This is a genomic window from Agarivorans gilvus (genome assembly GCF_001420915.1).
GTDB lineage: Bacteria > Pseudomonadota > Gammaproteobacteria > Enterobacterales > Celerinatantimonadaceae > Agarivorans > Agarivorans gilvus.
In genome coordinates this window covers 323,337-335,960 of record NZ_CP013021.1, presented here as the reverse complement: position 1 = coordinate 335,960, position 12,624 = coordinate 323,337, and the positions used below count along the sequence as shown (strand labels likewise).

Annotated in this window: 15 protein-coding genes; 2 read left to right on the top strand and 13 right to left on the bottom strand. The window is 44.8% G+C overall.

Annotation, left to right across the window (positions count from 1 at the left end; genetic code table 11):
• Window positions 1-8 precede the first annotated feature (8 nt).
• Window positions 9-1,436, top strand: a complete 1,428-nt coding sequence (gene rsmF, locus AR383_RS01590; RefSeq protein ID WP_055731546.1) for a 16S rRNA (cytosine(1407)-C(5))-methyltransferase RsmF — start codon at window positions 9-11, stop codon at window positions 1,434-1,436.
• 128 nt (window positions 1,437-1,564) lie between these two features.
• Here the strand turns inward: rsmF and AR383_RS01585 are convergent, their stop codons facing one another.
• The 13 genes from AR383_RS01585 to yceD form a co-directional block, all read right to left on the bottom strand.
• Window positions 1,565-2,344, bottom strand: coding sequence for a TatD family hydrolase (locus AR383_RS01585; protein ID WP_055731545.1), 780 nt, complete (start codon window positions 2,342-2,344; stop codon window positions 1,565-1,567).
• Window positions 2,345-2,350: 6 nt separating this feature from the next.
• The gene (locus AR383_RS01580; RefSeq protein ID WP_055731544.1) at window positions 2,351-3,274 is read right to left on the bottom strand and encodes a hypothetical protein; all 924 of its coding nucleotides are present in this window, start codon (window positions 3,272-3,274) and stop codon (window positions 2,351-2,353) included.
• Window positions 3,275-3,907 (bottom strand): dTMP kinase, encoded by a 633-nt coding sequence (tmk, locus tag AR383_RS01575; RefSeq protein WP_055731543.1) that lies wholly within the window; start codon window positions 3,905-3,907, stop codon window positions 3,275-3,277.
• Between the two features lie 4 nt (window positions 3,908-3,911).
• Complete coding sequence (gene mltG / locus AR383_RS01570) at window positions 3,912-4,907, bottom strand: endolytic transglycosylase MltG (RefSeq protein ID WP_055731542.1); 996 nt, start codon at window positions 4,905-4,907, stop codon at window positions 3,912-3,914.
• Window positions 4,897-5,688 (bottom strand): aminodeoxychorismate lyase, encoded by a 792-nt coding sequence (pabC, locus tag AR383_RS01565; RefSeq protein ID WP_055731541.1) that lies wholly within the window; start codon window positions 5,686-5,688, stop codon window positions 4,897-4,899. The genes mltG and pabC overlap by 11 nt, the downstream gene beginning before the upstream one ends.
• 72 nt (window positions 5,689-5,760) lie before the next feature.
• On the bottom strand, window positions 5,761-7,005 hold the full coding sequence (gene fabF / locus AR383_RS01560) for a beta-ketoacyl-ACP synthase II (protein ID WP_055731540.1): 1,245 nt from the start codon (window positions 7,003-7,005) through the stop codon (window positions 5,761-5,763).
• Window positions 7,006-7,079: 74 nt separating this feature from the next.
• Entirely contained in the window at window positions 7,080-7,316 is a 237-nt protein-coding gene (gene acpP, locus AR383_RS01555; protein ID WP_016403339.1) for an acyl carrier protein, read from the bottom strand.
• A 165-nt stretch (window positions 7,317-7,481) separates the two neighbouring features.
• A complete protein-coding gene (gene fabG, locus AR383_RS01550; RefSeq protein WP_055731539.1) occupies window positions 7,482-8,216 on the bottom strand; it encodes a 3-oxoacyl-ACP reductase FabG in 735 nt (244 codons plus the stop codon).
• A 13-nt stretch (window positions 8,217-8,229) separates the two neighbouring features.
• The gene (gene fabD, locus AR383_RS01545; protein WP_055731538.1) at window positions 8,230-9,162 is read right to left on the bottom strand and encodes an ACP S-malonyltransferase; all 933 of its coding nucleotides are present in this window, start codon (window positions 9,160-9,162) and stop codon (window positions 8,230-8,232) included.
• Between the two features lie 15 nt (window positions 9,163-9,177).
• Window positions 9,178-10,137, bottom strand: a complete 960-nt coding sequence (locus tag AR383_RS01540; protein WP_055731537.1) for a beta-ketoacyl-ACP synthase III — start codon at window positions 10,135-10,137, stop codon at window positions 9,178-9,180.
• A gap of 7 nt (window positions 10,138-10,144) precedes the next feature.
• Entirely contained in the window at window positions 10,145-11,170 is a 1,026-nt protein-coding gene (gene plsX, locus AR383_RS01535; RefSeq protein ID WP_083481457.1) for a phosphate acyltransferase PlsX, read from the bottom strand.
• 11 nt (window positions 11,171-11,181) lie between these two features.
• Window positions 11,182-11,355: a 50S ribosomal protein L32 gene (gene rpmF / locus AR383_RS21145; protein ID WP_016403344.1), complete on the bottom strand. Its 174-nt coding sequence runs from the start codon at window positions 11,353-11,355 to the stop codon at window positions 11,182-11,184.
• Window positions 11,356-11,367: 12 nt separating this feature from the next.
• On the bottom strand, window positions 11,368-11,901 hold the full coding sequence (yceD, locus tag AR383_RS01530; protein ID WP_055731536.1) for a 23S rRNA accumulation protein YceD: 534 nt from the start codon (window positions 11,899-11,901) through the stop codon (window positions 11,368-11,370).
• A gap of 129 nt (window positions 11,902-12,030) precedes the next feature.
• Between yceD and AR383_RS01525 the strand changes: the two genes are divergently transcribed.
• Entirely contained in the window at window positions 12,031-12,612 is a 582-nt protein-coding gene (locus AR383_RS01525; RefSeq protein WP_055731535.1) for a Maf family protein, read from the top strand.
• Window positions 12,613-12,624 lie beyond the last annotated feature (12 nt).

The window sequence follows — 12,624 nt, the reverse complement described above, 5'->3', positions numbered from 1 at the left end:
TTGTAACCTTGACTAAAACAATTAATTTTCCAGCCAAATTCATTGAACGTATCGAGCAAGACCTGCCTAGTGATTTGAGTTTGGCTAGCTTTAAAGCCATCTGCCAACAGCCCATGCGTAAGAGTATTCGAGTGAATACCTTAAAAATCAGCGTGCAAGATTTCAAAACCCTTGCTGCACAATTAGCTTGGCAACTTAGCCCTATTCCTTGGTGTGATACTGGCTTTTGGCTAGAACGCCAAGATGAGTCAATATCCTTGGGCAATACCGCCGAACACAACGCAGGTTTATTTTACATTCAAGAAGCCAGCTCAATGTTACCGGTTAGCGCCCTATTTCACTGTTTTGCGCCACAAGCAGACAGCTTAGTGTTAGATGCGGCCGCCGCACCGGGTTCTAAAACTACTCAACTCGCCGCGGTGTTAGCAGGACAAGGTGCTATTGTTGCCAATGAATACTCGGCTAGCCGAGTGAAGGTCTTAGCTGCCAATTTAATCCGCTGCGGAGTGACTAATGCCGCCATCACTCATTTTAGTGCCGAGGTATTTGGCCCATGGATGAGTGAACAATTTGATGCCATCTTGCTTGATGCGCCCTGCTCTGGCGAAGGTACCCTACGTAAAGATCCCTACGCACTAGATAACTGGAGTGAACAGCATGTGGCGGAGATATCGGCGCTACAAACCACTCTATTAGAAAGTGCGCTACAGGCCTTAAAGCCTGGCGGCGTCGTCGTTTACTCTACCTGTACCCTTAATCAGCAAGAAAACCAACAAGTGATCGCAACACTAGCCCAAAATTATCCACAGCATTTTGAGCCAATTAGCTTGGAGCGTTTGTTTGAAGATAGTGCCCGAGCCCTTACTAAAGAAGGTTATCTGCATGTATGGCCGCACTATTACGATAGCGAAGGTTTTTTTGTTGCCGCTTTACGCAAAACCGCTGACTCGATGCCAACTCCAAAGGTTAACAAACGCATAAAACCCTTTGCTTACCAGGCCGCTAGCAAAAAACAGCAAGCGGCTATTCAGGCGCATTTTACTCAACAATTTGGTATTCAGTTACCAGAAAGCCACAGCGTATACCTTAAAGGCAAAGATTATTGGCTACTGCCTAACAGTTTTCTTCGAGTTAAAGATGAGATGCGCTTTGAGCGCGTAGGTATAAAACTAGCAGAAGAGTTTAAACAAGGCTTTCGTACCAGCCACGATGCGATAACCGCCTTAGGCCCCTTAGTCAGTAAAAACCTTATGGAATTAGACCATCAGCAGGCGCACCAATATTATCAAGGCAAAGATATTAGTTACCCCAATAATAACCAAGGCGAACTGGCGGTCAGTTATCAGGGACAAATTATTGGTCTAGGTAAGTGGGTTCGCAACAAAATTAAGAATGGTTACCCGCGAGAGCTGGTGAAAGACAAGGGGCTAGGCTAATGGGGAGCGTCGCGCTCAGCTTGCAAAGTGGCTAAGCGCGACTACACTTAATTACTATTAGCGCAAGGCTCTAACAAAAAGAGCCCTTCCCCTACGCTCCGCTCAAGGACTAGAGTGGAGCCGTTTTTTTAAGGCTTAGCCAAACTGAACAAGTCAAAGAAATTTTGCGTGGTTTGCTCTGCTACTTGCTGCAAACTTATTCCCTTGATTTCCGCTAAGCACTCTGCCACTTTCCGCGTATAGGCGGGTTGATTTTCTTTTCCTCGATACGGAACAGGAGCCAAATAAGGGCTATCGGTTTCAACCAAGATCCGCTCTAAAGGGATCTGCTTAAAGGTTTGCTGTAACTCCTTAGCGGAATTAAAACTAATGATTCCCGAGGCTGAAATGTAAAAGCCCATCTCCATGGCGGCTTCAGCCATTTCTAAACTTTCAGTAAAGCAATGTAGTACCCCTTTACAGCTATCAGCTTGATGCTCTTTGAGCAACTCAAGAGTATCTTCTCTAGCATCGCGGGTATGAATAATCAGCGGCTTGTTGTGTTTTACCGCCAGTTTAATTTGCTCAACAAACACCCGTTGTTGCAGAACTTTGTGTTCTTTGGCATAAAAATAATCCAGCCCGGTTTCCCCAACAGCCACTACTTTGGGATGCTGTATGTAAGCCTCCATTTGCGCTGAGTCGAAGGGCTGATCTTGCACATACAAAGGATGCATACCACAGGAGGCAAACACTTGCTCGAACTGTTCCACCTTCTCTAGCATGGATGGAAATTTTTCTGGTGAAATAGCCACCGCCAAACAGTAATCGACTCCAGCAGATTTTGCCTTAGCCAAGGCATCGGCAACATTCTTATGGTTGTTTTGGTAGTCTAAACGGTCTAAATGGCAATGGGAGTCGACTAACATTTAATATCAATCCTTAAATCTACTAATCAGAGGGTAAAGCTGTTGGCCTAGATTGAGCCCGGGAAATGTTTCCCATTGTTTACAAAGATCTAACCAGTCTTGATAAGCCAATTCAAGCGCTTTTACCGACGCAGCCTTAAAGTTAAAGGTCTCAAACATGGTTTCGCTCACCAAGCCCCTAGCGATACTAATGCTGAGTAATAGACAATGTCCTAACCATTGCAACTTAAGCGGGTCTTTGCTGATCTGCTCTGCCAATTTATTTGGTTGCTGGCTCAACGCCAACTGATATTGCTCGACAAAACTTTGTAATTCACTCAGTTGTTGTTCTCGATAGAAATCGGCTATGGCTAAGGGAGAGCCGTTGCAGAAGCGATGGATCAACGGGAAATACTGATCAAGTCTGAGCTTCTGCTGAACCAGCCACTGTTGTACTTGCTCTATCGGCGGAACATTAATGGTCAATAACTGACAACGGCTAGCAATAGTGGGGATCGGCTTAAATGGCAAATGATTGATTAATATGAAATGAGTATTTGCTACCGGCTCTTCCAAGGTTTTCAGTAAGGCGTTATTGGAAGCCGGATTAAGTGCGCCAATATCAGACAAAATCGCGACTTTATAGGCGCCAAGTTGACTAGTTTGGTTAGCCCAAGCCGTTAAAGCGCGAATGTCATCTATCTTGGGTTTGTCATGGGAAAAATGAAACACACTGCTGTGCGCTCCTGCATCAAACAACTGGCAGCTATGGCAGCGATTACAGGCCTGGTGTTGCTGTTCGCTGCATAATAAGGTTTTGGCAACAAACTGAGCGAGTTGCAATTTGCCTAGGCCTTTTTCACCTCGAATCAACAAGCTCGGTGGCAACTGTTGTTCTGCCAATTGCTTAGACAGTTGTTGCCAACTTTGACGCAGCCAAGGCAAACTCATTTAATCAACATCCTTTAAATATGCCCTGATGGCCGCTTCAATGTCGCTAGAAACGCTAGCCAATTGTTGGCTCGCATCAATGGTTTTTATTTTGTCAGAGGCTGCCGCTTGAGCCAGATACACCTCTCGGCTACGCTCGAAGAAGCTTAAGGCTTGTTGCTCTATGCGATCTAAGACGCCACGCTCGCGGGCTCGGCTTAAACCGAGGCTGGGCTCAATATCCAGATACAGGGTCAAGTCGGGTTCAAAATCACCAATGGCTAGCTGTTTAAGCGCCTGTAGTTTAGCTAAGCCTAACTGCCGTCCTCCGCCCTGATAGGCCTGCGAACTCAGGTCGTGACGATCGCCAATAACCCAAGTCCCCTGCACTAAGGCAGGTTTAATTCGTGTTTCCACTAACTGGGCGCGAGCAGCATACATCAGTAATAATTCAGTACTATCACAGACTTGTTCGTCGTCTACCCCTTGCTTAACAATGTTGCGCAATGCTTCGGCAATGGGTGTACCGCCAGGCTCACGAGTATGAATATATTCAATACCGTGCTGCTCTAGCTGCTGCTGAATAACCGCTACCGCAGTGCTTTTTCCAGCGCCTTCTAATCCTTCAATTACAATAAACTTTCCAGGCTTCATTCTTTTACTTCTTTAAAATATATTTTCTTACGGCTCGATTATGCTCGGCTAAGGACTTGGAGAAATAATGTTCACCGCCGCCTTTGGCAACAAAATAATAATAGCGCGTATGTTCTGGATTTAAGGCTGCAATAATGGCGTCCTCACTGGCCATGGCAATAGGCGTAGGCGGTAAAGCCTTTATCACATAAGTATTGTACGGGGTGGCTTCACGTAAATCTTTGCGGCGAATATTTCCATCATAACGCTCGCCCATACCATAGATAACGGTAGGATCAGTTTGTAAACGCATGCCCTTATTCAAACGATTAACAAATACCGAGGCAATGGTAGGCCGCTCAAACTTAGCCCCTGTTTCTTTCTCAATAATCGATGCCAGTATTAATGCTTGGTAAGGATTGGTTAAAGGCAGATTTTCTTGGCGCTGACTCCACTGCTCTTCTAAGACCTTGTTTAGAGCTTGGTTGGCTCGTAATACGATCTGCTCCGCGGGAGTATCATGTACAAAGAAATAGGTTTCTGGCAGTAACAAACCCTCTAGCTTGCTGTGCTCTAACTTAAGCCACTCGATTAACTGCTGCTCGGTTTTATCACTGGGTTTAATACCTTCTGTGGTATTCAACTTGGCCCAAAACTCAGCGAAGGTTTCGCCCTCAATAAGGCTGACTTTAAGTTGCATCACCCTACCGCTCGCCAGTAATTGTGCTAGCTCGGCGTAACTGAGTTGTTCAGGTAGTGCATAATAACCCCGCTTTATCTGGCTATGCTGAGGGTGCAGCTTAAACCACACTCTTAACCACCAAACATCCTTATCGGCGTTGGCAAACACAGAACCGGCAACCCGATACAAGTTGTCCCCGGCATCCACCGAAACTTGGTCAAGCAAGGCGGTTCTCGGCCGCTGCCATTGCTGGTTCAAATAGTGATCAAACCAGCGATAAGCACCAAAACCCGCTACTAAGGAGATTAAAATAACACTAAAAATAACTTTACGAAGCATGCTTCACCACTTCTTGGAACCACCGACAAACTGGAAACTGGCTATAGCTATATTCTGCGAACTGCTTAACTGGCGCAAATTGCAACAAGGCATTACTAACAAATAGCTCATCCGCCTGATAAAGTTGCTCAATTGCAAACTGTCCTGTTTTCAGCTGATAGGGTGACTGGCTAACAGTATCCAATAAAAATGCCCGTTGGGTACCAGCCACACCAGCCCCCTTAAGATCACTGGTATAAATACAATTATCCTTTACCCAGAATAAATTGGATGCCACCCCCTCAACAACATGATCAAAAATATCACAACAAACCAAATCATCGACTTGTTGGGTATCGGCTTCTTGTTTGAGCAATACCTGCTCTAAACGGTTGAGAGTTTTTAAATGGGCGGTGATATTGCCACTGGCTAAACGCAGCTTAGCGATACCCAAGCGGATGCCTTGCTGACGCCAATCTAGATAATGAGAAGGAAACTCGCTAATACTGGTAAATACAGAAGGGCTAACGTGTTCGGGAAGACTATAACCTCGTCCCCCCAGTCCTCTAGTAACAGTAATTTTAGCCACAGCCAAGGCTTTGTCCTGCAAAGTTTGTTCGAGTTTCGCTTTTATCTTATCGAGCTGAAGAACTGGAAACCCAAGTTGCTGCTGAGCTGTTAGTAAGCGCTGCTGGTGATAAGACCACAACTGGATAATGCCGTTTTCAACCAGCATGGTAGTAAAAAAGCCGTCACCATAACTTAAGCCCCGATCAAGCTGAGACAAACCAGAGTCGTGCAAGTTAAAAATCCTATATATAAAAAAGCCCGATGATAACATCAGGCTTTAATTTGCTATAGCGAAGATACGCGATTAGCTATCAATTTTCTTGAATATCAGTGAACCGTTAGTACCACCGAAACCAAATGAGTTAGACAAGGCGTAATCAATTTTCGTTGCACGCGCTTTACCTACTACATAATCTAAGTCACAACCCTCACTTGGGTTTTCTAGATTAATGGTAGGTGGTGCAATTTGGTCGCGAATTGCCAAGATAGAGATAATCGCTTCAACGGCTCCCGCTGCACCCAATAGGTGACCGGTCATCGATTTAGTTGAGCTTACCAATACCTTATTAGCGTGCTCGCCAAATACCGTTTTAACCGCTTGAGTTTCTGCGATATCGCCTGCTGGAGTTGATGTGCCGTGGGCATTGATGTAATCAATTTCTGAAGGTTCAATGCCTGCATCTTTAATTGCTGCGGCCATAGAACGAGCAGCACCATCACCGTCAGCTGGTGGCGAAGTCATGTGGTAAGCATCACCACTCATACCAAAGCCGACTAATTCTGCGTATATTTTAGCACCACGCGCTTTGGCTGCTTCGTATTCTTCAAGTACGATAACACCGGCACCGTCGCCAAGCACAAAACCATCACGATCTTTATCCCAAGGACGGCTGGCCTTAGTAGGATCGTCATTTCGAGTAGATAGGGCTTTAGCCGCGCCAAAACCGCCCATACCCAAATGGGTTGAGGCTTTTTCTGCACCGCCGGCTAACATCACGTCAGCATCGCCATAGGCGATCATACGAGCAGCTAAACCAATAGCGTGCGCGCCAGTAGTACAAGCGGTAGTAACCGCAATGTTAGGGCCTTTTAAGCCTTTCATAATAGAAAGGTGGCCAGCTACCATATTGATGATGGTAGATGGAACAAAAAACGGGCTAATTTTACGTGGCCCATTTTTTAAGTAATTTTCGTGGTTCTGCTCGATAAGTCCAAGACCACCGATACCAGAGCCTATAGATACCCCAATGCTATCAGCATTTTCCTCAGTAACTTCAATACCTGCGTCATCAAAAGCCATGACACCGGCTGCTACACCGTATTGAATAAACGCGTCCATTTTACGGGCGTCTTTTTTGCTCATAAATTCTTCAACATTGAAGTCTTTAACCAAACCTGCAAAACGGGTTGGGAATGCTTCTACATCAAAGTGTTCAATAGGGCCTATGCCACTTTGGCCAGCTTGTAGTGCTTGCCAAGTTGACTCTGCTGTATTACCTACTGGTGATAATGCACCAATACCAGTAACAACGACTCTACGTTTGGTCACTGAAATGCCTCCAAGGGGGGATTTACATGTCTTAGGGGGATGCAAAATGGGCGACTGATGTCGCCCACTTTTTATTAATCTTGATTATTTAGAACGTAATCAATTGCAGCTTGTACAGTAGTGATTTTTTCAGCTTCTTCATCAGGAATTTCAGTATCGAATTCTTCCTCTAAAGCCATAACTAGTTCTACAGTATCTAAAGAGTCAGCGCCTAAGTCGTCAACGAAAGAAGCTTCGTTTTTAACTTCGTCTTCGCTTACACCTAGTTGCTCGATGATGATTTTTTTAACACGTTCTTCAATTGCACTCATGACAATATTTTTCCTTAGTAAATACGCTTCTGCGTTGTTGCGATAGTGTATTCAAACCGAATTACATTGCAAGTCTAACCGTAGTGGTCTAACCACGTTTTTCGTAGTTATTTTTCTAAAAAACTTGCGATCTATCAATTTTTTGCACATTTTTTAAGCCACTGCTTAAACCATGTACATTCCGCCATTCACATGGATCGTTTCGCCCGTAATATAGGCAGCATCTTCACTGGCTAAGAAAGCTACGGTTTTGGCGATTTCTTCAGCGTCACCAAGACGAGCCATAGGCACCTGCGACAAGATAGCACCACGTTGATTATCGTCAAGTGCTCTGGTCATATCTGTTTCAATAAAACCTGGAGCAATCGCGTTTACTGTGATCCCGCGAGAAGCGACTTCACGAGCTAATGAGCGAGTAAAACCTAGTACTCCAGCTTTGGCTGCCGAGTAATTAGCCTGGCCAGCGTTGCCCATCGTGCCCACCACTGAACCAATGCTAATAATACGACCATGACGTTTTTTCATCATGGAACGTAATACAGCCTTACTCAAACGATAAACCGAAGTAAGGTTGGTACTAATAATATCTTCCCACTCTTCGTCTTTCATACGCATCAGCAAGTTATCACGAGTGATACCCGCATTGTTTACTAGAATGTCAATATCACCATATTTGGCTTTAATATCGGCAAACAGTTGTTGAATCGACTCGGTTGATGTGACGTCTAGGGCTAAGCCTGTGCCATTTTCTCCCAAGTAAGCAGCAATGGCCTCTGCACCTTTCTCAGAAGTGGCGGTACCAATAACCGTTGCACCTCTGGCGACTAAGGTTTCAGCTGTTGCACGGCCAATACCGCGACTTGCCCCAGTGACTAAAGCCACTTTACCTTGTAAAGACATTAAAATATCCTCGTTACTTATTATCTAAAGCTGATTTTATCGATGTTACATCGTTAATTGCGGCCGCAACCAAAGGCTTGTGAATACGCTTCACTAAACCACTGAGTACTTTACCTGGGCCACACTCATAAACGGTGTCGATGCCTTTAGCAGCCATTGCTTCAACCGTCTCAGTCCAGCGAACTGGGCTGTATAATTGTTTAATTAAAGCAGACTTAATCGCTTTAGCATCTTTCTCAATAGCAACATCTACGTTATTGATTACATCAAACTTAGGCTCTGAAAAAGAAATACCTTCAATGTAGCCAGCCAACTCATCTGCTGCAGGTTGCATTAAGGCACAGTGAGATGGCACGCTAACCGGTAAAGGAAGAGCACGCTTGGCGCCGGCTTCTTTACATAATACGTTGGCACGCTCTACCGCTTCTTTGTGGCCTGCAATCACTACTTGGCCCGGTGAATTGAAGTTAACCGCAGTCACTACTTGGTCTTCGGCGGCTTTTTCACAAGCGTCAATAATATCTTGGTTGGCTAGGCCGATAATCGCTGACATAGCCCCTACTCCTGCAGGCACAGCTTGCTGCATAAGCTGGCCACGATATTCAACCAGTTTTAATGCGTCGGCAAACTCTAAGACTCCAGCACAAGTTAAGGCAGAGTATTCACCTAAGCTATGCCCAGCTAACAGTTTAGGCTGTTCGCCACCCAGTTGATTCCATAGGCGCCATAAAGCTACAGAGGCAGCTAATAAAGCAGGCTGGGTACGGCTAGTTTCATTTAGTGATTCAGCAGGGCCGTTAGCAATTAATCCGGCTAAGTCATAACCCAAAACCTCTGATGCCTCTTTAAAGGTATCAGCAACAATCGGGTATTCCTCAACTAATTCAGCCAACATGCCAACGCTTTGTGAGCCCTGACCTGGAAAAACAAATGCTAATTTACTCATCATCTATCCTACTAATTAAAATCTAACTAGGGCACTGCCCCATGCAAAACCACCACCAAAGGCTTCCAATAATACTAGCTGTCCGCGTTGAATACGTCCGTCACTGACTGCTTCATCTAAAGCAATAGGCACAGAAGCAGCAGAAGTATTGCCATGTCTGTCTAAGGTTAATACAACTTTATCTATCGGCATGGATAGCTTTTTAGCTGTGGCGTTAATAATTCTGAAGTTGGCTTGATGGGGAACTAACCAATCAAGTTCACTTTTATCAATCCCGTTTGCGGATAAGGTATCAGTAACAATTTCACTCAAGCGAGTTACTGCTACTTTAAATACCTCGTTACCACTCATGGTCATGTAAGACTCCATTTCACTACCCGACATACCACGACGTGGATGAGGTAGTTTTAAAAGATCTCCGTAACGACCATCTGCATGAATATGGGTAGACAAAATGCCCGGCTGCTCACTAGCGCCAAGTAATACAGCCCCCGCGCCATCACCAAATAAGATAATGGTTGAGCGATCATCAGGATCACACATGTGAGATAGTTTATCGGCGCCAATCACTAAAGCGGTTTTAACTAAACCACTTTTTATGTACTGATCGGCCACACTTAAGGCGTAGGTAAAGCCGGCACAAGCTGCGGCAATATCAAAGGCGGGCACGCCTGGCAGCGCCAATTTGGCTTGAACTTCACAAGCGGCCGCAGGAAAAGCATTTTCACTAGAGGTGGTAGCCAAAATAATCAGGCCAATCTCACTCTTGTCGATGCCTGCTCTTTCTATCGCTAACTCTGCCGCGTAAGCGCCCATATCGGCTACCGACTCATCGTTACCAGCAATTCGACGCTCTTTAATACCCGTGCGGTCAGTGATCCATTGATCACTGGTTTCCACCATTTGCTCTAGATCGGAGTTGGTTCTTACATTACTTGGCAGATAACTACCCGTAGATAATATTTTTGAGTACATAAATGACTTAATGCTTATCAATTAATAAAGATTCTAGTTTGTCGGTAATACGGCTTGGCACTTGCTGCTGTATTTCGGCAACGGCTTGGTGAATAGCTTGTAAAAATGCCGTCTCGTCGGCATGACCATGGCTCTTAATCACAATGCCGCGCAATCCTACCAGACTCGCGCCATTATACTGGTCGGGGTTCAGTTGTTTTAACTGTGATTTTAAGCTTGGCAAAAACAATTTTAATATAAATCGAGCAAACCAGTTTACATCGAACTGGGCTTTTAGTTTGGTAAGAATCAGCTTAGATACACCTTCGGCAGTTTTTAGTGCAATATTGCCGACAAAACCATCACAGACAATTACATCAGCTTTACCACTAAATAGCTGATTCCCCTCAACAAAGCCAATGTAATTAATTGCGTTTGAGTTTTCAAGAAGCTGCGCGGTTTGTTTAACCACATCATTACCCTTTATTTGCTCTTCGCCGATATTAAGCAAGGCCACTCGCGGACGAGTTAATCCCCATACACTTTCGGCCAAGGCGGCCCCCATTACAGCGAACTGCATCAACACCTCTGAGTCACAGCTAGAATTGGCGCCTAAGTCCAATAACAAACAGCCTCTACCATTTTCTTCAGGTAAATGGCTAATCAATGCGGGGCGTTCTATTCCTGGTAGCAGCTTCAAAACGACCTTGGCCATGGCCATTAGTGCGCCGGTATTACCAGCGCTAACACAGGCATCGGCTTGGCCTTGATGAACCAAATCCAGCGCTAAACGCATCGAGGATTGACGGCGCGAACGCAGTGCAGTGATCGGCTTATCATTAGCAGTAACCACTTGGCTAGTATGCATAAACAACAGGCGCGGATGCTGAGCAATACCAAATTGAATCAGTAAGGGGTGTATAAAGTGCTGGTCACCAATTAAGGTAACATAGAGATGGGAGTAATCGTTAAGTGCCTGCGCAACGGCAGGCACTGTAACATGGGGGCCAATGTCGCCCCCCATTGCATCAACTGCAATAGTAAGTTTTTGCAAAATGCAAAAATTTACTTGTTGATAACCTTGTTACCGCGGTAGTAACCGTCAGCAGTAACATGGTGACGACGGTGAAGTTCACCTGAAGTTGCGTCAGTAGTTAATGCAACATTGTTTTCAATTGCGTCGTGTGAACGACGCATGCCACGTCTTGAACGTGTAACTTTACTTTTCTGAACAGCCATTGACCCAGTCTCCTAGTCTTTCTTTTTTAAACTTTGTAACACTGCAAACGGATTCGGTTTAGATTCTTCCTCTACTACCTTGTCGATTTCGCCAAATACTTGCTCGCTCTGCTGAACCTTACATGCTGTTAATTCATGTTTAGGAATGATTGGTAAGGCCAGCAATAGCTCGTCTTCAATCAAATCAGCGACCAAGAAATAGTTGTCTTCATTCAACTGTAGTGGTTCGTAATCTTCAGGTAACGCTTCCACTTGCGATTCATCGCAGACTGGTGAGTAGTTGAATTCAACATGAATTGGATAAGTAAAACTTTCTCCGCATCGTTGGCACTCCAACTCCACCTCAGTTAACGCTTTGCCTTGAACGACAACCAATCCTTGGGGATCGGTTTCAAAGCGCAACCAGACGTCTACATCACTATTCACTTTCAAGCTTGCATCGTTTAATCGGGGTAATCGTTTGACTTCAAGTATGCCTTGATAATCTAACTTTCGTTTAGCCGTCTTAAACGGGTCAATCTCTACTGGTAATTTCACTTTTTGCATAAGGCGCGCATAATATAGTTACGCTTAGAGATAGTCAAAACAATTTCTGCTTTTTTCATGGCTTTAAGCATCGTCACAGCAATAAATTGTGTTTACAATCCTGTAAGCTTCAATTTTGGTTAAAAAACGATGAAAAATCGACTCGTTCTCGCTTCAAGTTCCCCTTTTAGAAAACAGATCCTAGAAAAAATAAGCCCTCATTTTTCATGCTTTAGTCCGGATATCGACGAAAGCCCCAAAAAAGACGAATCTGCACAGCAATTAGTAGTTCGTTTAGCCGAGCAAAAAGCACTGGTGGGCGCCACCGATTATCCTCAGCATTTAATTATAGGTTCTGATCAGGTTTGCTGTATTGATGGAGAAATCGTGGGCAAGCCTGGCAACCACGCCAACGCGGTAAAACAACTAAGCCGGGCAAGCGGTAAAACCATTATGTTTTATACCGGCTTAGCACTCTATAACAGTGAAACTGGGCATATGGACAGTTTGCTAGATACCTTTGAAGTCAGTTTTCGCAAATTAAGTCCTTCGCTTATAGAACGTTACCTGCAAAGCGAGCAACCCTACAATTGCGCCGGCAGCTTCAAAAGCGAGGGCTCGGGTATTGTGTTATTTAAGCATTTGCGCGGCGACGACCCCAACACGCTTATTGGTTTACCGCTAATTAAGCTATGTGGCTTGTTGGAAGGACAAAATTACCCTTTATTATGACGGCTAGCTAAA